Origin of the sequence: Halalkalibaculum roseum (assembly GCF_011059145.1) — a bacterium.
In the GTDB taxonomy this organism is placed as follows: Bacteria; Bacteroidota; Rhodothermia; order Balneolales; family Balneolaceae; genus Halalkalibaculum; species Halalkalibaculum roseum.
Window position 1 is genome coordinate 715,417 of the sequence record NZ_JAALLT010000001.1, and the last position, 22,408, is coordinate 737,824.

A 22,408-nucleotide genomic window follows, 5' to 3' on the forward strand; every position below is an offset into this window, starting at 1 on the left:
ATATTTAGGGTTATTATTTATATAACACGGACATCGAATTATAGTTACTATTAGCAATTGATTTTCTTAACTTTGCTCTCTTCTAAAAAACATCTCAATGCGACCCAGTTTAATGATTGACAAACCTCGCGATTATTGCGGCATTTTCGGCGTTTATGATCATCCGGATGCTGCATTGCTGACCTACTACGGTTTGCACTCTCTACAACACCGCGGCCAGGAATCGGCAGGAATCGTCACCTCCAGTTACGATGAAGAGAAAGGGCGCTGGACGATGCCGGCACATAAGGATTTTGGGTTGGTTCTAAGTGTATTTGACGATCAGAACATTTTTAAAAATGAGCTGGTCGGAAACTCCGCTATCGGACATAACCGCTACTCCACGACCGGATCATCCAAAAACCCTGCAAATATTCAACCTTTTAGGGTGCACTATCGCAACGGCAATATTGCTATCGGACACAATGGTAACCTTGCCAATGCCAAACAGCTTAGAGACCGGTTCAGGCAGGAGGGAGTGCTGTTTCAGAGTACTTCAGATACCGAGCTGATATTACATCTCATTTCGCACAGCCAGAAAGATACCCAGATCGAGCAGATTCTGGAAGCCCTTGAACAGATCGAAGGGGCCTACAGCTTGGTCATGCTTACCGACGATAAGTTAATTGCGGTACGTGATCCCAATGGATTCCGTCCCCTTGCTCTCGGAAAGATTGATGGAAGTTACTGCGTGGCTAGTGAAACCTGTGCTTTCGACATTATCAATGCGGAATATATACGGGATGTAGAGCCCGGAGAGGTACTGGTTATTGACCAAAAAGCGACTGACAGTAAAGAACCGACTTCCTATAAGCTTGAACCGGAATATGGAACGGGGTCCAGTCAATGCATTTTTGAATATGTATATTTTTCACGGCCTGACAGCAAGATCTTTGGAGAAAATGTGGACAAAGTCAGGCGCAATCTTGGCAAGTATCTGGCCAAGGAGCATCCCATTAAAGAGGTAATTCAAAAAGCACCGGCTGATAAGAAGCCTATTGTTATATCGGTGCCTGACTCAAGTAATACCGCAGCTCTCGGGTATGTACATGAAAATCAGAAGCTTGGATTCGAGTGCAAATTTGAAATCGGACTGATTCGTAATCACTATGTGGGCAGGACATTTATCTCACCCGGTCAAAAATCCAGAGAGCAGAAAGTTCGCACCAAATTCAATACGGTTAAAGGAGTCATAGAAGGGCGTTCAGTGATTATTGTGGATGATTCTATCGTTAGAGGTACCACCTCGCGTTACCTGGTGGATATGATTCGTAAAGCAAATCCGCGGGAGGTACACTTCCTGGTGAGCTCGCCGCCTATCATCAGCCCCTGTTACTACGGCATGGATTTCCCGAATCCGGAAGAGCTGATGGCCAATCGGTTCAATCGTGATATATCCAAAATGGCAGAGGAAATCGGGGTAGACAGCCTGCGCTATTTATCGGCAGATGGACTGGTTAATGCCGTTAAAGAGGCGAACCCCTTTGACAAAGATTATTGTACGGCCTGTTTTACGGAAAAATATCCGGTGCCCGTGAACTTCGGCATTGCTAAAGAAGAGAATGAGATTATTTGATGGAGTTTAAGAAGGCTGAATTTGTAACCGGTGCACCGACCTTGAGCCAGTGTCCGCCTCCGGAATTACCGGAAGTGACGTTCGCAGGTCGATCGAATGTAGGCAAATCCTCCCTGATCAATGCGATGATGAATCATGGAAATCTTGCCAGAACAAGTAATACGCCGGGCAAAACCCAGCAGATGAACTATTACAAGATAGACGATGAAGTTTATTTTGTAGACCTGCCGGGATTCGGCTATGCCAAGGTATCCAAGAAAGAGAGGGAGCGATGGGGACGTGACATACGGGATTACCTGCTCAAAAGAAGCACCTTAAGGCTGATCGTGCACGTGGTTGATATCCGTCACAAGCCATCTCAGCTCGACGAAGACTTTTTTTACTGGATGGGGACCAATCGGATGCCTTTTTGCGTAGTGCTCTCAAAAGCTGATAAGTTGAACAGAAACAAACAGAATCAGTCCAAATTTCGACTGGAACGCATATTGGACGAAATGAATATACAGGTTCCCATCGTCATTGTCTCTTCAGAGAAACGCAATGGTATTGAAGAGATTCAGGATCTAATCAATGAATTCGTTAATTATTAAACACTATCTATCATGTCTTTCAAAGTATTGCTACTAGACAACGTTGATCCCCTTTGTGAAAAAGCATTCAAAGAGCGAGGGATTGAACCGGTTCGCAAGACCAACCTCAGCGGAGATGAACTGCATAAAGAGATTGCCGATTACGATGGAATTGTGGTCCGCAGTGCCACAACCGTTACGCCTGAACTCTTGGCTTCTGCTAAAAATCTGAAAGTTGTCGGCCGGGCAGGTGTTGGTGTAGATAATATTGATATAGATGCGGCAACCACGCGGGGCGTTCTGGTTATGAATACGCCCGACGGGAATACGATTTCGACCGCTGAACATACTTGTGGTATGATTCTGGCTCTTTCCCGTAACATTCCCCAATCGGTTGAAAAAGTGAAGAGCGGCGGTTGGGACCGTAAAAAATATATGGGCACCGAGGTTCACAGCAAGACACTGGGGATCATCGGACTTGGTAAAATCGGTGCCGAAGTAACCAAAAGGATGCAGCAGTTTGGTATGAATGTTATTGCCTATGACCCCTTTGCCTCCAGAGAGAAAGCTGAGTCACTCGGAGTGGAACTGGTAGAGCTGGAAAAATTACTGGGCAGCAGCGATTATATTACCGTTCATACCCCGCTGACGGAAAAAACAAAAGGCCTAATTTCTCTGGAATCGGCATCCAAACTTAAAAAAGGAGTACGCCTGGTTAACTGTGCGCGAGGCGGTATATACAAGGAAGAAGATCTGCCGGAATTAATTGATCAGGGCTATGTCGATGGTGTAGCATTGGATGTCTATTCCCAGGAGCCGCCTACTGATGAAGTCTATGAAATAATAAAGCATCCAAAAATTATTTGCACTCCGCATCTAGGTGCATCCACTGAGGAGGCACAAGAAAAGGTGGCCGAGCAGATAGCGCAACAGATGTCAGATGCCCTGGAGAAAAAAAGCTTCAAAGGCAGTCTGAACGGCAAGTCCATTTCCCTAATCACCAACAAAGAAGTGCAACCCTATCTGGAGGTAGCAGAGAAGCTGGGTAATCTGGCTATTCAGCTGGCACCGGAGCATACCAGTGACTTTGCTTTTGAATACTCAGGAGCCTGTGCTAAATACGCCGAAGTATTAACTGATTCCATTCTAAAAGGGATGTTGAGTCAGCATGTCAGTGAAGCGGTAAATCTTATCAATGCCAGGGTATATGCCGAAGATCGTGGTTTTAAAATCAAAGAGACTATGGCCAGTGAAACCAAAACGTTCAATGATCTGATAACCGTGAAGCTGAATGGAAAGTCGGATTACAAAAATATTTCCGCTACGGTATTTGGTCAGGATGACTACCGGATCGTGGAAATTGACGGCTATGGTATTGAGCTCAGGCTTGAAGGCGATATCCTGATGTATCAGAACCTTGACAAGCCGGGTATGCTTGCTGCCGTAAGCGGCGCGCTGGCCGAGCAGAATATAAATATCGCCTCACTCAGTCTCGGGAGATCGCAAAAAGGATCCAATGCTATCACAGCGGTTTCTGTCGATAAGAAGATGTCTGACAAAGAACTTGAACCTATTTTGAATCTGGACGGGGTGAAGTCGTTGAGGTATATCAGCCTGTCAGAGAACTAAGTATAGTTAGAAGGCAGAAGGCAAATGGCAAAAGTGAGAAGTTTTAACTCTCAAGACTAACGACTCAACACTCATGGCTAATAAACATATCGATCACATAGGTATTGCGGTTAAAGATCTTGAAAAAGCAATCGCGACATACGAAAAGCTCTTGGGAACGGAATGCTACAAGCAGGAGGAAGTTGAGTCCCAGAAGGTGAATACTGCCTTTTTTAAGACAGGGGAGTCGAAGATTGAGTTGCTTGGTGCAACAGCTGATGATTCGGTTATCGCTAAATATGTGGAAAAGAAGGGGGAGGGGATGCATCATGTGGCTTTTGAGGTGGAGGATATTCACGCGGAGATGAAGCGTCTGCGGAAAGAAGGATTCACTGTACTGAGTGACGAACCTTCTCGCGGGGCTGATAATAAGCTGGTAGCTTTTGTACATCCTAAAGACAATAATGGAGTCTTGGTAGAGATTTGCCAGAGCACATAATGAGGAGCTAATTTCAGGCATACCTTGTTTTGCAAAAATTGAAATGTCTTGTGATTGAATTAATTGTCGATCAGACAATGATATCGGTTGAGTTTTGAACTCTGCAGCCCTATCTTTGGAGTCTTGAAATGAGAACCCCTAACGTTTGTGAACTCTCATTTCAAGTTATCTTTCTGAGATTTTAATCGGGACGTGGTTCATCTACGCAAAAGCTTCGATGAACGGGCGCAGTAAGGCCTGCCGGACGAAGCATCTATCTAGATGGCTATATCTTGGGTTATTTGAACAACTTTGGAAGGATGAATTTTAAATCGGGACGTGGCGCAGTCCGGTAGCGCACACGACTGGGGGTCGTGGGGTCGCAGGTTCAAATCCTGTCGTCCCGACCACGATGAAACCCTTGCATGGCATTGAGCTGTGCAAGGGTTTTTTATTTGATAGAACACGGATGACACGGATTGAATTGATTTACGCAGTCCTAATAATGGGTAAAGTGAATAATTGAAGGGATTAAATGAGGTTGGTAAAGTGTACCGCATTATTTCAACATCGCTAATTGAAACTGTAGAGAGGTTCTGAATTATCCTTTAAATAAAATTTTACTACAACGGATTCTTTCCTTTCTACAGTAACTTCAGCATTCGACCATTCTTTGCCAACATACCCACTCTTTATGTAATAAGTACCAGGCATCACAGGAATAATGTGATTTTGATAGTTGTCACTTGGGCCAAATACTATTCCGTTTATATGAAAAAATGCAGGTATTGGGTCATTTTATTATCAAAATCGTAAAAATTGAGGCTTAAATATGCGCGATCCTCCGATTGATACCTTTCAATTGCATATGAATTGGTACTCTGACTATTCAAGTTACTTGAGGCACAGCCATTTATAAATACTATGAATATTTCCAATAGGCATGTTTTCGCGAATAGTTTACCCATCTATTTCTGATTGTTATTGTTCGTCTTTTAGATTGATGAATAGGCTGATGGCTGTTTTCTGACAGTCTGTGAAAGTTAATTTGATTCTCAATTTATTCAGGTTGGAAACTTCAATTACCCTTTTCAATTACTGCTTTGAACCTATTCAGTTTTGTGTCATCCAATTTGAAGGTTTTTGTACAGATATTTGTGTGATAATGTCCATCTGAATTACGATACCCAAAAATTACATACTCCGAATTTATCCTGAAGAAGAAATCACAACCCGACCAACTGGGTGTAATGATGATTGTATCCGGTACGGATCCTTTAAACTTTTGGCTGACATTTATTTCTACATAGTACCCGGCGGAATCCACATATTCGGGATTCAGCCTGTATGCCAGGGTAGATTCAATATTTGAGTAATCAAGATCTTTGATATCTGTTACCTTGCCCTGTATGACGAAATCAACCGATTCAAAATCTTCTTCCATACTGTGTGGAATGCAATCACAAGCCAACGCTAGCGAGTATGAACACAATACAGTAACCGAAAGGAGTAACAGTGATTTGCTGAAAAGCTTTTTCATATCGAATCAACAATTGAAGGTCTGATTAATGAACAAATAGTCTGATTTTATTCATATGCCATATGATATGCATTTTCCCATTTTAAGAATGTACCATTCTTCATTTCACAAATTAGAGTTACTGAATTAGACAGGTAATAGCCGCCATTTCTGTACTCCTCTACCGTTATATAATCTATTCCTTCTAATGAATTAATATTTTTGGGTTTAGAAATGGTATATAAGTCAGTGTAAAAATTGGGAAAGGGCAACCGACTCTCTTTATGACGCTTTATGGCATGATCGCGCTTTTCCTCTGTTTCCATTCCCTTGTTCACTATACGAAAGAAGGCATGGGTTGAATCTTCATTAAAGTTTATAACGGTATTCTCTTCGCCCTCCTCAGAGTAAATTGTTATAACCTTCTCCAGTTTCCATTCCTCGTTATCTTGTCCGTAGGAAGCATTGTTGAATACAATCAGGAATAGCACTGAGACCAGTATGTGTACTGATGGGAGCCTCAGCCTCAGGTAATATGATTTATCGATTAGCAACAATATTCATTCATGAATTAAATATTCCAGTCAGAATTATTCAATGGCCTTATTTTTCCAAAACATATTATGAAGTAATACCATAAATATTCCCAACAGCGGGTATACCAAAAGTCCCTGGTATAACATTTCTAAATCTCGTTCTACCACTATAGCATAGCAAAGAAAAAGAAAGAGCACGATTGAAATGCCGGTTACATACTCCCAAAATCGACTCATAGAGCTGTTTTTTTGCGATCCAATGATAGACTATGATAGTTAAAAAATGTAACCATCCCACATACACAATGAAAAAAGGTAATGTCCTGTAGATGTTCTTGAAATGGTTTACATAGGGTTTCGACAGGGAATTTGGACTGGTCACATATAAACCGGTAATTTCTGTCAGATATAGAAGTAATATATTTAAGAATACTAACAACAGTGTCAATAGAACTGTCTTACCTATAAATTTTAGTACTCTACCGATCAATAAAATTTCTCTCTTCATGTTAAGAAGTTACAGGAAATCTTACTTTAAACACGTAATCATCCGAATTAATCTTGAGCATGCATGCAACAGGCTGTTTAATTAGCACTTTGCCGTAACTTGAATACCATATAATTACTGATAGTGCCTATTTAATCACAATTATTCTTGTTCTAAGGGCTAATAATTAGTGATCGATACTTCCCTCCTCGACCCCTCCATTACAATTTTCTCATCCTGTTGGTTGACAGGGAACCTTTTGTTAGACTTTGAGTCTAAATATGCAGATTCCATCAATACCCTTTTGCACATGTATATTCTAGACTATAATCAGCAGTTAAATTTGATTCGCGAGATGACCCAGCTGCGTAAGGATGCAGAGAACTGGGTGGTCTATTATCACCATCCCTCGACCAATGAGATGTGGAAAAGCTTTTTCCCCAAAGCCACAGAAAATGATCCCGGGCCCAAGATTTTGCGTACAGAACCGGTTCCAGAGAAGCTGGAAGACCGGTTGGATACCTTCCTGAAGGGTGACATAAGGGAGAATGCCATCGGACTCGGCATCGAACTTTCGGTGAACCCTAATAAATGGGAACGCATTATTGAACTGGTGGAAGACAGATACCGCTCATATGATCGTAAGCAACTCTCCCTGTTTTTAGATAACCTGGGTGTGGAAGAGGGAGAAGAATTATTAAAGGAACTCGGCCATGACCCCTCCGAATATGGTTTGGATTCCAATAAGCTTAAGAACCTCTCCAGACGTTCAAAATTGATTCGCTTCAAACGATTCTGGTTTTTCTAAAATTTTATTGCGTACTGGCGTAGTGCTTGTCTTGACGACGGGTGATGTTGCTATAGAATAATTTTAGTAAATGATAGCGGTTTATTCCCTGTTTTTAATGATAATGGAAGTAATTCCAACAACAGAAACGGAGAATTTATGACAAGAGGACTTTCCTCACGGCTTTCCGGAATCATTTTTCCTATTGTACTAAGTATTCTAGTGCTCTTTCCTCAATTCCTGCAGGCACAAAACAGCGCCTTTGAAGAGGGTATGAAATGGTACGAACAACGCGCTGTCGAAGCTGACTCTTTCCGTGCGGTACCCAAATACATTGATAACGCCATTAATGCTTTTGAGAAAGCCTATAATCAGAATCAAAAACCTGAACAGGCGGGACTCTTTTTACTTAAATCGTATTACTTCAAAGGCATGTTTTTGGGACTTGATGAAGACCGGCAAAAGGAGATATATGATAAGGGCAGAGACTTGGGTGAGAAGCTGGCAGAACGCTATCCCGAAGCGTTTGAAATTAAATTTTGGTATGCCGCAAACTTGGGGCGATGGGCCAAGGTGCACGGATTTATGGCTGCCGCTACAAGCGGAGTGGCAAAGAAGGTGCGGAATCTTGGGGAAGAGATTATTGAATTGGACGAGCAGTACCAGGGAGGCGGAGGTTACAGAATTCTGGCCCAAGCTTATTTTCATACTCCAAAAATCCCGATTCTTATGGGATGGCCGTCGGATAAAAAAGCTCTTGAGCTTGTAAAAAAAGCCATGAAAATTGCTCCCGGACATCCAACAAATAGACTCTTATTTGCTGAAATCCTGATGAGTTTTGACAGAAATAATGAAGCCAGGAATCACCTGGAACATATCATGAAGATGGAACCTCGACGGGATTTCTTAATTCCTGACCGGTACGTCAAGTACAGGGCGCAGAAATTGTTGGAGCAAGAGTTTGGGATGTAAGAGTGGCTGCCTTAATTATTCTTTAATTATTTCTTAGCGCGGTTAGTTGTTCACTAATTTCCCAAAGTTTGTGACATAGGTCCTCGTCAAGGGCTTTACCGGCAGGCTGTATCGGTTTCTTATTTTTAAAATACTTGCCGCTGATCTCTTTGACCTCATCGGAGGTCGCCAGGTAAATAGGCGTTTCGGCGCCTTTATCGGGTGATCTCATAAAAGGTGTACCGATAAAATAAAACAGTTTCATGAGCCAGCTCGCTTCTTCAGCCAATTTGGTGCTGACTGCACCCGGATGAAGAGCATTTGCGATTATCCCATCATCCTCAAGTCTTTTTGACAGTTCTCGCGTGAACATGATGTTACAGAGTTTGCTGACACCGTAGGCTTTTATCGGCGTGAAACCCTGCGTCAGCTGCAAGTCGGAAAGGTCAAAGACAGAAGCCCCAAGCCGGTGGACTTCAGAAGATACATTTACAATGCGTGATTCTTCAGCAGCTTTAAGCGGTTCTAGTAAGAGATTGGTTAGCAGGAAAGGGCCCAGATGATTGACGGCAAAAGTCTTCTCGATACCATCGATAGTTTCCTCTCTATGTGAGGCGATCATACCGGCATTATTTACCAGCACATCCAACTCGTCGAACTTACTTTTGAAATGGTCGGCAAGCTCCCTGATTTCATATTGATAGGCAAAATCAGCCAGCATTACTTCAACTCCGGTATTGCCGGTTTTATTAATAATTTCGTCGCGTGCTTTGTTCGCTTTTTCTTCGTCCCGGCAAACCATCACAACAAAAGCTCCCTGTTCAGCCAGTTTCATAGCGGTGGCTTTTCCTATGCCGGAATTTGCACCGGTGACCATGCACAATTTATTTTGCATATTCATGAACGACCGTTTTTTCTAATTAGTTGACTACGTAGTTGATGCTGAGCTGTACGTCCAATGAACTAAAATGTTCAAATTGTCGTAAAACAAGCTTACATTAAGCATTAATTCTTAACAAGTTGTAGCAATCAAATGATTCAGGATTATTTGAATACCGTTGACAAATTCATTGTAGTTGGTGACAGGGTACTGTTAAAGCCTCGTGATATGGAGACCCGCACCAAGAGCGGTCTGGTTCTGCCGGTTACTGTTAAAGAAAAGGAAGAAATTCAGAGCGGATACGTCATTAAAACCGGACCGGGATATCCGATTCCCTCAAATGAAATGGATGAGTCATGGAAGGAAAATGTTGATGAGACTCGCTATATCGGTATGCAGGCCAAGGAGGGGGATTTAGCCATATTTTTGAAAAGTAGCTCACACGAAATTGAGTTTGAAAATGAAAAGTATGTTATAGTGCCACACGGGTCTATTTTGTTACTGATACGAGATGAGGAAAGGGTATAGGGCAGGTTGTCAGAATTCAGAATTCAGGAGTCAGAATGTTTTGTAAAATTTGATAAGCCTCTGTGAAACTCTGCGCTACTTTGAGAAACTCTTTGACATAGCCAAGTAGGTTATTATATAAACGAGGTAAGTACCATTCCGGATTCTGACTCCTGTATTCTGAATTCTTTTACCGACCGACTTGCGGCTTTGCCGGAGCTTATTATTTCTAATATCCTAAAACAACAACATCACTAAACCACATACACTATGGATCGCCGTCAATTTTTAGTTCGCTCTTCCATGGCCACTGCGGCTACTCTTCTTCCTTTTAATAAGCTTTTTGCATTTAAAGCGGGGACATTTACAGACCTCAGGAGAAATGTAGGATACTTTACTGACCGGGGCGGTACCATCGGTTGGCTGGTCGCGGATGACGGATTTGTGGTCATCGATTCCCAGTACCCGCAGACGGCGAAGGGTTGCCTGGAAGGCCTGCAGGATAAAACATCTCAGGCTCTGGATATGCTTATCAATACCCACCACCATGGGGACCATACAGGCGGGAACTCTGTTTTTCAGCCGGTGGCAAAAACTATCGTGGCGCATGAAAACGTACCCGCCCTGATGAAAAAAGCTAATGAGGAGAGTGAAAGCGATACCGAACTGGCCTACCCGACTACTACCTATGAGGACAGCTGGGAAGCAGACATGGGATCGGAAACCGTTCACGCCAAATACTACGGGAATGCTCATACCAGCGGTGATTCTGTAATTTATTTTGAAAATGCCAACGTAGTTCACATGGGTGATCTGGTCTTTAATCGGATGAATCCCTATACCGACCGTCCGGCAGGAGCTTCGATACATAATTGGATTAAGGTTCTAGCCGAAGTAGAAGAAGAGTATCCGGCAGATGCCATCTATATATTCGGTCACGGAAAACCCGAATTTGGGGTTACAGGCGATAAGAGTGATGTGGCCGTAATGCGGAGTTATCTTTCCGCCATGGTTGAGCACGTGGAACAGGGAGTAGAAGCCGGTATGTCAAAAGAAGAAATCATCGATCTCGAAGCGCTGGAAGGTTTTGACAACTTTCAATATGCTGACTGGTGGACCTTGTCACAGAATCTGGATGTCGTTTATCAGGAGGTCATGGAGCGATAAGTAATTCATGGAATCTAATAAGACACATAATGTTAAAGGGGAGCAGGAGTTCCGTTGCCATTACTGTGGCTCAAATTCCGGTATCGTATGGGTACACGGCCATGGGCAATGTGCAAACTGCGGTATCAACACGGAAGAATGCTGCCGCGGCGAGCAATGCGAAAGTTCAAGTAGCATGACAGACTCAACATAAGAGGCTTTATTGGTTGCAGAGTTTTTTATGAAAATTCAATCAGGGTAGATAGAAAGACCGGAGACAGGTGAAAGGTTTCTCTTTGCAAAATTGAGGCCCTTATACCCTATACCTTATACCTAATTCCCCTATTTCAAAACGAAGCCCTCAGCTCAAATCCAACCAAAAACCTAAGGGCCGACCACTTCCTCCTTTCTAACTGAGAAAATGCGGTCGCACAGGGCCAATTCATCCGGATTGTTGGAGGCCAGGATAACCAGTTTCTTTTCTTCCCGGGCTCCGGCTACAATATCGGAAACCAGCGATCGGCCCTGCTCATCCAGATTGGAACCCGGTTCGTCGAGCATCAAAACAGGAGGATTTGTAAACAGCGCAGCTGCCAGGCGGGCTCGTTGCTGTTGACCCGTGGAAAGATTTCCATAAGGCTTGTCGGTGGCTTGATCCAATTCAACTCGTTCCAGTAATCGGTTAAGCTGACCTTCTTTAATAGTAATTTTTCTGAGCTTGCTTAAAAATTGCAGATTCTCAATAATGGAGAGTTCGCGATACAGGGAGATATAAGGAGCTGCGTAACCGATGTTATGCTTGACGGTCTGGATCTCCAGTTGCTGACCGCAATTTTCCCAAGAAACAGTTCCCGAGCTTGGTGACAAGAGGCCGGACAGGCATTTCAGGAGTGTAGATTTGCCGGATCCATTAGGACCTTCAATGCCCAAAACACCTCTTTCATGATCAAAAGAAATGTTTTGCCAAACCAGGTTCTTACCGAAATATTTTGATAATTCATTAACGTGCAGTGATATCATGCTGGAAAGTACAAAGGGTTAGGTAAAACCAAAATTGAAATCATTGCAATAAGGTAGGTTTTGGAAGTGTGATCATGAAAAATTTTAACTATGTTTAGCACCTGTAACAGATGCTTTGCCTGCTTTGAGAAATGAAATTTTCTGACATCTATGAATAGAACTATACAACTTGTCACGGAAAAGTTAACCGGGCTGCTTCCTGAAAGCCAAGAGTATTATAAACCCGAGAATTTGCGTTCCTGGGGTTTTCCCAATTTTATAGTGAAACGCATACAGGTCGAACTCGAGCGTAATCTAGCCGAGTCGATGAGGTTGCCAGAGACCGATTGGGCGAATATGCAGTCATCGGAAGTGCAGGAAGTCTGGAAACAGTTTATTCGTGCCATACGAAATGAAGCCTGGCTTCCGGCCAGTTATGCCCGAACCGTCATAGAAACGGCAGTAGCTGACGTTTTGGAGATGTTGGTAGAGCCGAGAAAGAATATTCCCCAGGCTATCTACGGAGCTGAAGATACACTCACTCGTGAAGAACTTCGGGATCGCCTCAAAAACCTGGTAGTCTACCGGCATTTTGCACGACTGCTTCCCCGATACATGGAGAAAAAAGAGCTTGATGAGCTCAACAGAGAGCGTTGCGCTGAAATTATCAAAAAAGCCGATGAAAAAGTCACCTCCCGGTATACCCCGCTCAATTGGGCTCAGATGCTGGAACCGCTTTTTAAACTGCTCAACGAACAGATAGAGAGCAGCCTGTTGCGTCTCTTCTTTGAAGATAAGAAGATGCCACGCATTGCAAGGAAATTCGATTTCATGGAGAAACCGGTTAACCGAGCTGTTCTTATTGAGACACTCTCATCTCCCGAATCTCTGAATATGGAAGGCTTTGAAGAAGATCAATCCGATCTTTTTGGAGCTTCCGGAATGGAATCAATTGATGAAAGTGACAAGAGTGTTGAAGAGGATGAGAAACAGAGTGAACCCCGGCAGTCAGACATCGAATCGGAAGAAGAACAGCAAGAGGAAACAGACAGGCAGCCGGAAGATCTAGCGGTAACTGAAGAAGATGACTCTTCCGAAGAGTCATTTGAAGATACCGAATCCGAATCACTGCAGGAAGACGAAGCCGTTACTCGTGAAGAGGATGAAGACGTTAAAGAACCGGTACCCTTGACCAATAAATCCCGGGAGAGCAATGTTGAAATCGAGCATGAGGAGGAATCACTTAATACTATTTTTGCCGGTGATACGGAAGAGGATAGCAATGATTTCGAAGATGAGTATGCAGATGATGAAGAAGATGAAATTGCCTACGAAGAGGAGGATGAATCAGAGAGTGGTCTACATGACAAATTTGAAACCGAGGAGGCTTATGACGCAGACCAAGAGTCGGATGAACCTGTTGAGTTTGATGAGTCGAAGGAAGAATACAGTGAGGATACGGTTACTGATTCAGAGGTAGAAGAAAAGGTCGATGATGATCAGGAGAGCGACTTCGAAATTAAGGCCGAAGAGAAAAAGGAGACACCAATGTGGCAACGGTTCATGAGTTCGGAAGAACTGGAAGAGCTCGCTGAACAGGAAGAGGAGAGCAGTTATAATGATGAGTTCGAAGAATATGAAGAGGAGCCCATTTTCGACCTGACGATGGAGAAGCAACCTACCGAAGAAGAAATAGCTCATTTACGCAGTGTCCTGCAGGATAAACAGAGTTATTTTGTGCAAGAGATTTTCGGCGGTTCGGAAAGGGCCTATGATGAGGCCATCGAAAAGATTGCTGCAAAAAAAGGGTGGCGCGATGCCAGTCGGTTTATCGAAAAAGAAGTTTTTAAACGAAATATGATCGATATGTACTCTGAAGAGGCAGTGGATTTCACAGACCGCCTCCATAACTACTTTATCGAAAATGGCCAGTCTGAATGATTTTACCGGGAATTAGAATCAATCCTAAAAGAATTCTCAAACCAAGTTTAACTTAAAAGAAAACCCGTTTACATGAGCAAGGAAGAGAAGATTGAAGAGCTTAAGAAGCGAAGAAAAGAAGCAAAAAAGGGTGGTGGAGAGAAGCGAATAAAGAAACAGCACGACAAGGGTAAATTGACGGCCCGTGAACGAGTTGATCTGCTTCTGGATGACGACAGCTTTGAAGAGCTCGATGAATTTGTTACTCATCGCAGTACCGATTTTGGACTTGAGAAGAATAAGATTCCGGGTGACGGGGTGGTTACGGGTTATGGAAAGATTCATGGCCGGCCTGTTTATGTCTTCAGCCAGGATTTTACCGTATTCGGCGGATCTCTTTCTGAAACACACGCTGAAAAGATATGTAAGGTAATGGATCTGGCCATGAAAAATGGTGTTCCGATCATTGGTCTCAACGACTCAGGGGGTGCACGTATTCAGGAAGGAGTATCTTCCCTGGGCGGTTATGCCGAAGTGTTCTGGAGAAACAGTATGGCATCTGGCGTTGTACCACAGCTTTCTGCCGTAATGGGTCCCTGTGCCGGTGGCGCAGTTTATAGTCCGGCATTGACCGATTTTATTTTTATGGTCAAGAATACCAGTTACATGTTTGTTACGGGTCCGAATGTTGTTAAAACAGTGACTCACGAAGAGGTAACCTCCGAAGAGTTGGGCGGCGCCAGTGCCCACAGTACCAAGTCGGGTGTAGCCCATTTTGCCGAGGAGAACGATGCGATCTGCCTGCAGCAAATACGAAAGATGTTTAACTATATTCCACAGAATTGCGAAGAGAAGCCTCCACGTCAAAAATCAAAGAAGCCCGATTCAGCGAAGGCGGATAAACTGCCCGAACTCGTACCGGCTAATCCCAACAAGCCCTACGATATTAAGGAGGTAATTGAGGGTATTGTGGACAAAGACTCTTTTATGGAGGTTCACGAGCACTATGCCGATAACATTGTAGTGGGTTTTGCCCATATTGACGGTCGTAGCGTTGGGATAGTGGCCAACCAGCCCTTGTCTCTAGCCGGCGTACTTGATATCGATGCCTCTCTAAAAGGAGCGCGTTTTGTACGCTTTTGTGATGCGTATAATATTCCGCTGGTTGTCTTTGAAGATGTACCCGGATTTCTACCCGGAACCGATCAGGAGTGGGGCGGCATCATCAAGCACGGTGCCAAGCTGCTCTATGCCTTTTGTGAGGCAACCGTACCCAAGATGACTGTTATTACCCGTAAGGCTTACGGAGGGGCCTATGATGTGATGAACTCCAAGCATATTCGTGCCGATTTTAATGTAGCATGGCCAACCGCTGAAATTGCGGTAATGGGTCCGAAGGGAGCTGTTGAAATAATCTTCCGGAAAGAAATCGATGCAGCGGATGACCCTGAAGCCAAAGAGCAGGAACTGGTTGATTATTACAAAGAGCAGTTTGCCCATCCCTATAAAGCGGCTGCCAGAGGTTTTATCGATAATGTAATTCTACCTGAGGAGACTCGGGAAAAACTGATTAAAGCGCTTGAAATCAGTGAAAATAAGGTGGACACCGTACCGAAGAAAAAGCATGATAATCTTCCCTTGTAGAAAGAAAAATTAAGAATTAGGATTTAAAAATTTAGTACTGAAGAGTACTTTAACCTCCTCATTTCTTAAATTATCAGGGTGCAACTATCGTCTAGTAAAATTCCTAATTTTTAACTTCCAAGTTTCCAGATGGATCTTTTTAAAGAGGAAGATCAGGAATACAAAACCGGTTCAGGCAAAGAGCGGAACTCAGTAAACCCCCACGAGCCCCTGGCAACTCGCATGCGACCTCGTTCGCTAGGGGAATTTGTCGGCCAGGACCACATCGTCGGCGAGGGAATGATGCTTCGCAGGATGATTGAAAGTGGTGTGATAGGATCGCTTGTTTTTTATGGCCCGCCGAGCTCCGGCAAAACTACGCTTGCCCATGTGATATCGCGAGAGATTAATGCCGAGTTTGAGATCCTTAATGCTGTATTGGATGGCATCAAAGATTTGAGACAGGTGGTTGACCGGGCGGAAAAGATTCAACAGATGAACGGGCGTAAGACTATTCTGTTCGTGGATGAAATCCATCGCTGGAATAAAGCACAGCAGGATGCACTACTGCCTCATCTTGAATCAGGGGTCATTACATTGATTGGTGCAACCACTGAGAACCCCTTCTACTCTCTGGTAGGTCCCTTGCTTTCACGCTGTCAGCTTTTTGAACTCTACGATCTCACCGTAGATCATGTGCTTACGATGATTGATCGAGCACTGGAGGATAAAGAGCGCGGGTTGGGCAACAAGAATGTTGAGGTAACGCCTGAAGCCAAAAAACATCTGGCTGATTTTGCAGGCGGCGATATTCGTAATGCCCTCAATGCTCTGGAAGTAGCAGTACTCTCCAGTGAACCCGATGAGGATGGCGTTATTCATATCGATTTGGACATAGCCAAGGAATGCATCCAAAAACGCAGCGTGCGCTATGACAGTACCGGCGATGAGCATTATCATTATGCATCAGCCTTTATCAAGTCTATGCGTGGTTCTGATCCCGATGCGGCTTTGTACTGGATGGTTGCCATGCTGGAAGGTGGGGATGATCCGAATTTCATCTTCCGACGTATGCTGATTTTGGCTTCTGAGGATGTGGGAATGGCTGATCCACATGCATTGTCAGTCATCAATGCGGCTCACGAAGCTTTTACAAAATGTGGGATGCCGGAGGGTTTTTATTTTCTGTCGCATGCTTGCGTCTATCTTTCTCTGGCACCAAAAAGCAACAGCCTGGGAGCCATTTTTTCGGTGCGTAGTGAAATTCAAAATAACGGTATCGGACCGGTACCCGCTCACCTGCAGGATAAGACGGCCAATTCCAAGAAGGCTCGTTACCTGGATGTGAAAAATGCCTCAGATGAATATAAATATCCGCATTCTTACGACCATCACTGGGTGGAACAGCAATATCTGCCCGATGATGTGAATTCGAAAAGTTGGTATGAAGCCGGCGATATAGGAAGGGAACAGAAGCTGGCTGATCGTATTGAAGCTATAAAAAAAGCCTACCGAAAGAGCCGTAAGTAGTCAGTGTCAATTTTTTATTCAAGCGTGGACGCTTGAATGAGCTATATTTTATTTTTCTTTAACCTCTCAGTTATACATTAATTTATAAAGTACGCGGTTTACAGAAGGAAAACTGCTTTATTACAGAGACCAGTCATTTAGTCGGTAACAGAACTCCCTTAAAGCGACGATGTTTACGTGTCTTTATTTTCGAATTAAAACTTTGCTCAAAGGGAGTTGCACTCCCGTTTACTAAGGCAGTATCCTCGGGAGTACAACTCCCTCACAGTTATGATTAATTCCTACTTAGTTTTTCTAGGGCTCATTGCGTGCCCTTCGGAACATATGAAGAATTGGCACAGTCTGACGCCTTAGGCATTTTTTTGAAAACAGTAAACCCCCGGCCAAAAGCCGGGGGCTACTATGGTAACTCCCCAATGGAGTTAGAATTTGATATCTGAGTTACCGGTCACGGCTTCATCTCCAGATCGATGCTCAATTTTCCACGCTTGAGCAATTCTATTTCCTGCTCATCATCCAGGTCAAGGATGCTTCGTGCATCATTTACCCCAAAAAATTCCGGGTAGGCTGTGGTACCGTGCTCATTGAGATCCAGCCCGTTTATCTCTTCGGCTTCCGTGACACGCAGACCGTGGTATTTGTTGATTGTTTTAAATACCAGGAAGGCTGTAGCTGTGGTCCACAGAAATACCGCCAATATACCTACCGACTGGATGAGTAGCTGGTAACCGGTACCTCCGAAAAACAGTCCGGTAAACTGGGTCGTATACGGAGCCTGTGCAAAAAGAGCCACGGCAAGGGTGCCCCACATTCCTGCAAATCCATGAACCGGTATGGCTCCTACAGGATCATCGATCTTTACTATTTCAAGGAAACGAGTTCCGTAGAGCATGATGATGCCGCCTACCATTCCAATGATCAATGCCGATCCGGGTGAGACAACGGCACAGCCTGCTGTTATCGCTACCAGCCCTGCCAGTGCCCCGTTAAGTGTGTAGCCAAGATCCGGCTTGCCGGTACGAATCCACGAAAATAGCATCGCCGCAACGGCACCTCCGGCTGCACCTAAGTTGGTAGTCACAGCTATCCGGGCAAAAGAAGGATCTGCTCCAAGTGTACTGCCGGGGTTAAATCCAAACCAGCCCAGCCATAGAATAAATACTCCGAGGGTACCGAGTGCTACACTGTGACCCTGGATCTGATGCACCTTACCGTTCACAAACCTTCCGATACGCGGTGCGAGAATGTAGGTACCGATCAGTCCGGCCCAGGCACCCACGCTGTGTACTACCGTTGATCCTGCAAAATCATAGAAGCCAAGGTCAGCCAGCCAGCCTCCGCCCCATACCCAGTGGCCTACTATGGGATATATCAAAGCCGTAATAAAAACAGTGTAGATCAGGTAGCCGGTAAACTTGGTTCGTTCCGCCATCGCACCGGAGACGATTGTTGCGGCAGTAGCGGCAAACATTGCCTGGAAAAACCAGTCGGCATAGGCCCATGAATCCATAGAGCCGTCAGGAAGGATGGCATCCGACAGGAAAAAATTGCTGAATCCCAGTAGTCCGAAGACGTCTGTACCGTACATAAGTCCGAATCCAACCGCCCAGAATACAATGGTGCCAAGACCGAAATCCATCATATTTTTCATCATAATATTGGCCACATTCTTGGCGCGGGTAAATCCCGTCTCAACTAGCGCAAATCCGGCCTGCATAAAGAACACCAGGAAAGCGGCGATCATAATCCATAGCAGGTCGGCGAATGTTTTATCTGAGGCTGAGTTAATGGTTTCCAGCGCTGAGGTAAGGGTAGTAGCTTCATTGGCCAGCGATGGAAGCGTTATTACAAATAAGAATAAAAGGGTAACGAACATAATTTTAGCAAAACGGTGCATTTGACTACTAAATTTAGGTTATTAATTAAAATCAGCTTCAAGAATAAGTCATAATTGATAAAATGACAAAATAAATAACTGGATAAATATAAATTCAATAACAATATGAGTTAAATGCACGGATGCCCTTAATTTTTTAAGTTTATTTCTGCTTTATTGGAATTATTTCGGGAGAAAGTTGGTATGGAAAGATCAATCAAATTTGCTAGAACAATATGAATCTAAAAATCATCAGCGGCACTGACCGGCCGAACTCCAATTCCCTGAGAATTGCCCGTTATCTGCAAGGAGAATACCGTAAGCACGGAGTGGATGCAGATATTGTAAATCTGCAGGATTTCCCTACTTCAGCGGTGGAAGGCGGGAGGTATGCTGACAAACCGGAAGAGGTTGAGGCATTTATTCAGCCGGTACTTGAATCCGACGCAATAGTCATAGTTTGCCCGGAGTATAACGGCGGGTATCCCGGCATACTCAAACTTTTTATTGACTATTTACCCTTTCCGGAGTCTCTGAATAAAAAGCCGATCAGTTTTATCGGTCATGCTAATGGGGCTTTCGGTGGTCTGCGAGCTGTTGAGCAGCTTCAACATGTGGTAGGATACCGAAATGCGCATGTTTTTCCTGAGCGGGTGTTTATACCGCGTATCGGTAAAAACTTTGATGATAAGGAGGGTATTACCGATCCCTTTCAACAGGATTTGCTGCAGGAGCAGATCAAGAACTTTATTGGGTTTGTAGAGAACCTGAAGTTTCAGGATAGCCTGGAAACTTAGAGAGGTCACTGTTACACAGAGCTACTCAAAGAAGTGCAGAGTGACACAGAGATTTTCATTGCCTTACCAAGGTTTAGTACACTTCATTAAGTGTACTAAACCTATTCAATCAGCTCATCTTTAGCATGTAGCCTACGCCATGGAGGGTGACGAGGTAGTTGGGATCGTCAGGGTGAACCTCAATCTTTGATCTAAGTTTGGATATATGAACATCCACAGTTCGTGTATTGGTGCTGTATTCATAACGCCACACGTTTTCCAATAGGGCGTCACGGGATACCGGCTCATTGGCATGCGACACAAGATACCGTATCAACTCTACTTCCCGTGTGGTGAGCTCTACTTCTCCATTTTCGGGATGTCGGGCAATGGCATTCTTTAAATCAATATGAATCGGATCCAGTTCTACCTCATTAATCGGTTTTGTCTTTCCGTAGGTTTCAGAACGACGTAATCGAGCCTTAATCCGGGCAAGCAGCTCTTTTACGCTGAAGGGCTTCGTCATATAGTCATCTGCTCCGATATTCAGACCGGTGACTTTGTCAATTTCCTGATCTTTTGCGGTAAGTATGAGAATGGGAAAGGTATAGTTCATCTTTCTCACTTTCTCACACACTTCAAAACCGCTCATGCCGGGAAGCATAAGATCGAGAACCATCAGGTCCGGGTCGTGTTCTTTCACCATATCTACGCCTTGTTGACCTGTTTCGGCAACAAATACCTCGTATCCTTCATTTTCAAGGGTATCCTGAAGGGTGAATACCAGGCTGGGCTCGTCTTCGACGATAATAATTTTTTTAGATTTATCCGACATATTCCGATGAATCTTGAGTTAGTTTGTCCGGTTCAACCGGGTTGGATAGATAATATTCCTCGATGTCCGATTCGTGTGCAACCGGGAAACGAATAGTGAAACAGGATCCTTTATTTTCTTCGCTTCGAACTGAAATTTCACCACCGTTTTGCTCTACAAGATTCTTGACGATGGAAAGCCCCAGGCCATGCCCCTTGGTATTTGCCGTAAGTACATCTTCTGCCCGATAAAACTTTTCAAAAATATGCTTCATCGATTTTTTGGGGATACCCAAACCGCGGTCTTTCACTCGAAGCTCGACCTTTGAACCTTTTTGTTCCAGGGATATGCCGATATATTTTTCATCCCCGCTGTACTTGATGGCATTCTCCATGAGGTTTCCGATAATTGTTTCAAAACTGTCTGTGTCAATCATCACAATATCTACATCATCGGAAATGGAAGTCTCAAGGGTAAAGCCTTTTTCTTTAATAAATTCGGCATGCTCTTCAATGTATTTCTGTAACTGGGTATTCAGATGAACCGGCTGCAATTCAATGAGAGATTGGTTGGTGTCGGCTTTGGCTACATCAAGCAGTTTCTCAATCATTTTACGTAGACGGATGGATTCCGAATGAATGTGATTGCCATATGCTTTTAACCTCTCCTTGTTGTCGACGCGTCCATCTGCCAGATTTTCTCCGGCAGCTTGCATGACAGCCAGTGGTGTTTTCAATTCATGAGTTACATTAGCAAGAAACCCTGCCTGTCTTTCTGCCAGCTCTCGTTCCCGTTGAGCTGTGATAAACATAAAAATTAGCGCACCAAGCAGTAAAAAGAAGGCAGCTCCTAATACAATCAGATTCTTAAAAAGTGTTTTATTGGATGCCGCGATCATGGGATCGGTCGTGAAGGCAACCGCCAAATACCAGTCGTCAAATAGATCGGGAAATTTCTGGGTAAACTGTACTTTTTGCCGGTCATAGGAAGTACTTGGATCGCTGGAAGCTATAATCTTTTCTTTGGTCCAGTCACGCAACCACACTGTAATGCCCGAATTCTGTTCGGTGCCGAACTTTTGGTCTAAGGTGGGCTGCAGATAACTGCTTATCAAGTATTCCATGTTGGTAGGCATCGTAAGATAACCAAACACTGAATCATCCTTAAGGTTGACCAATGCGATGGTCATACTGCGATGGGTATCAAAAATAATCTTATTGTTGTAGTTGTACTCTTCCATCAACACTCTCATACGGGTTCGTGCCATTCCCATTCCATCACAGATAATATCATTTTTGCCGGGTGCCATAATCAACCTATTGCTGGTTGCATCATACTTTTGAAAGAGATCTATATTTTGGCAGTTGGTAGTATTGGCTGGAATAAAATAGATTCCCTCATATATAGAATCGGAAGCTGCATTTTGCAGGATCGTAAAGACTTCCGGAGTAAACTGACCAGTTTGCCGGTAGGTCTCTTCCAGTTTCTCGATATCTTTGGAAAGCAATCCGTTGAAAGGAGTACGGAAGCGGTTACGAGCCTTGTCGGCAAATTCTGCAACCTGCAGCTTTTTATTTTCTTTTTGGGAATCGATGGATTGATTACGGAGCGCATATAGAGAATACACATTCATGCCCGTCAGGCCTAGTATAGCAACTATACCTGCGGCCAATAATATCCATCTGATAGTGCTGAAATTTTTCTTCATAACGTTAATGGGTAATAAGAATCATCCGGTAATATATCAAAGTCCATATCTTTTAAAAAGTCAGGCAAGATCCCGGTTT

The 22,408-nt window shown here is 43.9% G+C and carries 20 protein-coding genes and 1 tRNA gene; 13 read left to right on the forward strand and 8 right to left on the reverse strand.

Annotated elements, in window-relative coordinates; translation table 11 throughout:
* The first annotated feature begins 112 nt into the window (after window positions 1-112).
* The 5 genes from purF to G3570_RS02945 all read left to right on the forward strand — a co-directional run bounded on the left by purF (window position 113) and on the right by G3570_RS02945 (window position 4,680).
* Window positions 113-1,615, forward strand: coding sequence for an amidophosphoribosyltransferase (gene purF / locus G3570_RS02925; protein ID WP_165139515.1), 1,503 nt, complete (start codon window positions 113-115; stop codon window positions 1,613-1,615).
* Window positions 1,615-2,205, forward strand: coding sequence for a ribosome biogenesis GTP-binding protein YihA/YsxC (gene yihA / locus G3570_RS02930; protein WP_165138990.1), 591 nt, complete (start codon window positions 1,615-1,617; stop codon window positions 2,203-2,205). Before purF ends, yihA begins: the two co-directional genes overlap by 1 nt.
* 12 nt (window positions 2,206-2,217) lie before the next feature.
* The gene (serA, locus tag G3570_RS02935; protein ID WP_165138992.1) at window positions 2,218-3,813 is read left to right on the forward strand and encodes a phosphoglycerate dehydrogenase; all 1,596 of its coding nucleotides are present in this window, start codon (window positions 2,218-2,220) and stop codon (window positions 3,811-3,813) included.
* Window positions 3,814-3,886: 73 nt separating this feature from the next.
* A complete protein-coding gene (gene mce / locus G3570_RS02940) occupies window positions 3,887-4,291 on the forward strand; it encodes a methylmalonyl-CoA epimerase (RefSeq protein ID WP_165138994.1) in 405 nt (134 codons plus the stop codon).
* Between the two features lie 312 nt (window positions 4,292-4,603).
* Window positions 4,604-4,680, forward strand: a tRNA-Pro gene (locus G3570_RS02945).
* Window positions 4,681-5,348: 668 nt separating this feature from the next.
* Here the strand turns inward: G3570_RS02945 and G3570_RS02950 are convergent.
* The 3 genes from G3570_RS02950 to G3570_RS02960 form a co-directional block, all read right to left on the reverse strand.
* Window positions 5,349-5,810, reverse strand: coding sequence for a hypothetical protein (locus G3570_RS02950; protein ID WP_282958215.1), 462 nt, complete (start codon window positions 5,808-5,810; stop codon window positions 5,349-5,351).
* A 47-nt stretch (window positions 5,811-5,857) separates the two neighbouring features.
* Complete coding sequence (locus tag G3570_RS02955; RefSeq protein ID WP_165138998.1) at window positions 5,858-6,280, reverse strand: hypothetical protein; 423 nt, start codon at window positions 6,278-6,280, stop codon at window positions 5,858-5,860.
* A 99-nt stretch (window positions 6,281-6,379) separates the two neighbouring features.
* Entirely contained in the window at window positions 6,380-6,562 is a 183-nt protein-coding gene (locus G3570_RS02960) for a hypothetical protein (protein ID WP_165139000.1), read from the reverse strand.
* Between the two features lie 560 nt (window positions 6,563-7,122).
* Between G3570_RS02960 and G3570_RS02965 the strand changes: the two genes are divergently transcribed.
* Together G3570_RS02965 and G3570_RS02970 are read left to right on the forward strand one after the other, a co-directional pair.
* Entirely contained in the window at window positions 7,123-7,620 is a 498-nt protein-coding gene (locus G3570_RS02965) for a hypothetical protein (RefSeq protein WP_165139002.1), read from the forward strand.
* A gap of 138 nt (window positions 7,621-7,758) precedes the next feature.
* Complete coding sequence (locus tag G3570_RS02970) at window positions 7,759-8,571, forward strand: tetratricopeptide repeat protein (RefSeq protein ID WP_165139004.1); 813 nt, start codon at window positions 7,759-7,761, stop codon at window positions 8,569-8,571.
* A 22-nt stretch (window positions 8,572-8,593) separates the two neighbouring features.
* Here the strand turns inward: G3570_RS02970 and G3570_RS02975 are convergent, their stop codons facing one another.
* The gene (locus G3570_RS02975) at window positions 8,594-9,445 is read right to left on the reverse strand and encodes an SDR family oxidoreductase (protein WP_165139517.1); all 852 of its coding nucleotides are present in this window, start codon (window positions 9,443-9,445) and stop codon (window positions 8,594-8,596) included.
* Between the two features lie 138 nt (window positions 9,446-9,583).
* Between G3570_RS02975 and G3570_RS02980 the strand changes: the two genes are divergently transcribed.
* Window positions 9,584-9,958, forward strand: coding sequence for a co-chaperone GroES (locus G3570_RS02980; protein ID WP_165139006.1), 375 nt, complete (start codon window positions 9,584-9,586; stop codon window positions 9,956-9,958).
* A gap of 249 nt (window positions 9,959-10,207) precedes the next feature.
* Complete coding sequence (locus tag G3570_RS02985; RefSeq protein ID WP_165139008.1) at window positions 10,208-11,104, forward strand: MBL fold metallo-hydrolase; 897 nt, start codon at window positions 10,208-10,210, stop codon at window positions 11,102-11,104.
* Between the two features lie 363 nt (window positions 11,105-11,467).
* On the opposite strand, the gene G3570_RS02990 is transcribed toward G3570_RS02985, so the two are convergent.
* A complete protein-coding gene (locus G3570_RS02990; RefSeq protein WP_165139010.1) occupies window positions 11,468-12,103 on the reverse strand; it encodes an ABC transporter ATP-binding protein in 636 nt (211 codons plus the stop codon).
* A gap of 150 nt (window positions 12,104-12,253) precedes the next feature.
* On the opposite strand from G3570_RS02990, the gene G3570_RS02995 reads away from it, so the two are divergent.
* The 3 genes from G3570_RS02995 (at window position 12,254) to G3570_RS03005 (ending at window position 17,155) form a co-directional block, all read left to right on the forward strand.
* Window positions 12,254-14,023, forward strand: a complete 1,770-nt coding sequence (locus tag G3570_RS02995; protein WP_165139012.1) for a midas domain-containing protein — start codon at window positions 12,254-12,256, stop codon at window positions 14,021-14,023.
* A gap of 72 nt (window positions 14,024-14,095) precedes the next feature.
* A complete protein-coding gene (locus tag G3570_RS03000; RefSeq protein WP_165139014.1) occupies window positions 14,096-15,646 on the forward strand; it encodes an acyl-CoA carboxylase subunit beta in 1,551 nt (516 codons plus the stop codon).
* Window positions 15,647-15,775: 129 nt separating this feature from the next.
* A complete protein-coding gene (locus tag G3570_RS03005) occupies window positions 15,776-17,155 on the forward strand; it encodes a replication-associated recombination protein A (RefSeq protein WP_165139016.1) in 1,380 nt (459 codons plus the stop codon).
* A gap of 448 nt (window positions 17,156-17,603) precedes the next feature.
* On the opposite strand, the gene G3570_RS03010 is transcribed toward G3570_RS03005, so the two are convergent.
* Window positions 17,604-19,031, reverse strand: coding sequence for an ammonium transporter (locus G3570_RS03010; RefSeq protein WP_165139018.1), 1,428 nt, complete (start codon window positions 19,029-19,031; stop codon window positions 17,604-17,606).
* A 236-nt stretch (window positions 19,032-19,267) separates the two neighbouring features.
* On the opposite strand from G3570_RS03010, the gene G3570_RS03015 reads away from it, so the two are divergent.
* Window positions 19,268-19,828, forward strand: coding sequence for an NADPH-dependent FMN reductase (locus G3570_RS03015; RefSeq protein ID WP_165139020.1), 561 nt, complete (start codon window positions 19,268-19,270; stop codon window positions 19,826-19,828).
* 109 nt (window positions 19,829-19,937) lie between these two features.
* Here the strand turns inward: G3570_RS03015 and G3570_RS03020 are convergent, their stop codons facing one another.
* Together G3570_RS03020 and G3570_RS03025 are read right to left on the reverse strand one after the other, a co-directional pair.
* Window positions 19,938-20,642 carry a response regulator transcription factor gene (locus tag G3570_RS03020; protein ID WP_165139022.1) on the reverse strand — a complete coding sequence of 235 codons (705 nt, stop codon included), beginning with the start codon at window positions 20,640-20,642 and terminating at the stop codon, window positions 19,938-19,940.
* The gene (locus G3570_RS03025) at window positions 20,632-22,329 is read right to left on the reverse strand and encodes a sensor histidine kinase (protein ID WP_165139024.1); all 1,698 of its coding nucleotides are present in this window, start codon (window positions 22,327-22,329) and stop codon (window positions 20,632-20,634) included. The genes G3570_RS03020 and G3570_RS03025 overlap by 11 nt, the downstream gene beginning before the upstream one ends.
* Between the last annotated feature and the right edge of the window lie 79 nt (window positions 22,330-22,408).

Excerpts from the sequence above, each read along its gene's own strand:
- purF (WP_165139515.1), top strand. The coding sequence starts at position 113 with ATGATTGACAAACCTCGCGATTATTGCGGCATTTTCGGCGTTTATGAT.
- yihA (WP_165138990.1), top strand. The coding sequence starts at position 1,615 with ATGGAGTTTAAGAAGGCTGAATTTGTAACCGGTGCACCGACCTTGAGC.
- serA (WP_165138992.1), top strand. The coding sequence starts at position 2,218 with ATGTCTTTCAAAGTATTGCTACTAGACAACGTTGATCCCCTTTGTGAA.
- mce (WP_165138994.1), top strand. The coding sequence starts at position 3,887 with ATGGCTAATAAACATATCGATCACATAGGTATTGCGGTTAAAGATCTT.
- G3570_RS02950 (WP_282958215.1), bottom strand. The coding sequence starts at position 5,810 with ATGAAAAAGCTTTTCAGCAAATCACTGTTACTCCTTTCGGTTACTGTA.
- G3570_RS02960 (WP_165139000.1), bottom strand. The coding sequence starts at position 6,562 with ATGAGTCGATTTTGGGAGTATGTAACCGGCATTTCAATCGTGCTCTTT.
- G3570_RS02965 (WP_165139002.1), top strand. The coding sequence starts at position 7,123 with ATGTATATTCTAGACTATAATCAGCAGTTAAATTTGATTCGCGAGATG.
- G3570_RS02970 (WP_165139004.1), top strand. The coding sequence starts at position 7,759 with ATGACAAGAGGACTTTCCTCACGGCTTTCCGGAATCATTTTTCCTATT.
- G3570_RS02975 (WP_165139517.1), bottom strand. The coding sequence starts at position 9,445 with ATGCAAAATAAATTGTGCATGGTCACCGGTGCAAATTCCGGCATAGGA.
- G3570_RS02980 (WP_165139006.1), top strand. The coding sequence starts at position 9,584 with ATGATTCAGGATTATTTGAATACCGTTGACAAATTCATTGTAGTTGGT.
- G3570_RS02985 (WP_165139008.1), top strand. The coding sequence starts at position 10,208 with ATGGATCGCCGTCAATTTTTAGTTCGCTCTTCCATGGCCACTGCGGCT.
- G3570_RS02990 (WP_165139010.1), bottom strand. The coding sequence starts at position 12,103 with ATGATATCACTGCACGTTAATGAATTATCAAAATATTTCGGTAAGAAC.
- G3570_RS02995 (WP_165139012.1), top strand. The coding sequence starts at position 12,254 with ATGAATAGAACTATACAACTTGTCACGGAAAAGTTAACCGGGCTGCTT.
- G3570_RS03000 (WP_165139014.1), top strand. The coding sequence starts at position 14,096 with ATGAGCAAGGAAGAGAAGATTGAAGAGCTTAAGAAGCGAAGAAAAGAA.
- G3570_RS03005 (WP_165139016.1), top strand. The coding sequence starts at position 15,776 with ATGGATCTTTTTAAAGAGGAAGATCAGGAATACAAAACCGGTTCAGGC.
- G3570_RS03010 (WP_165139018.1), bottom strand. The coding sequence starts at position 19,031 with ATGTTCGTTACCCTTTTATTCTTATTTGTAATAACGCTTCCATCGCTG.
- G3570_RS03015 (WP_165139020.1), top strand. The coding sequence starts at position 19,268 with ATGAATCTAAAAATCATCAGCGGCACTGACCGGCCGAACTCCAATTCC.
- G3570_RS03020 (WP_165139022.1), bottom strand. The coding sequence starts at position 20,642 with ATGTCGGATAAATCTAAAAAAATTATTATCGTCGAAGACGAGCCCAGC.
- G3570_RS03025 (WP_165139024.1), bottom strand. The coding sequence starts at position 22,329 with ATGAAGAAAAATTTCAGCACTATCAGATGGATATTATTGGCCGCAGGT.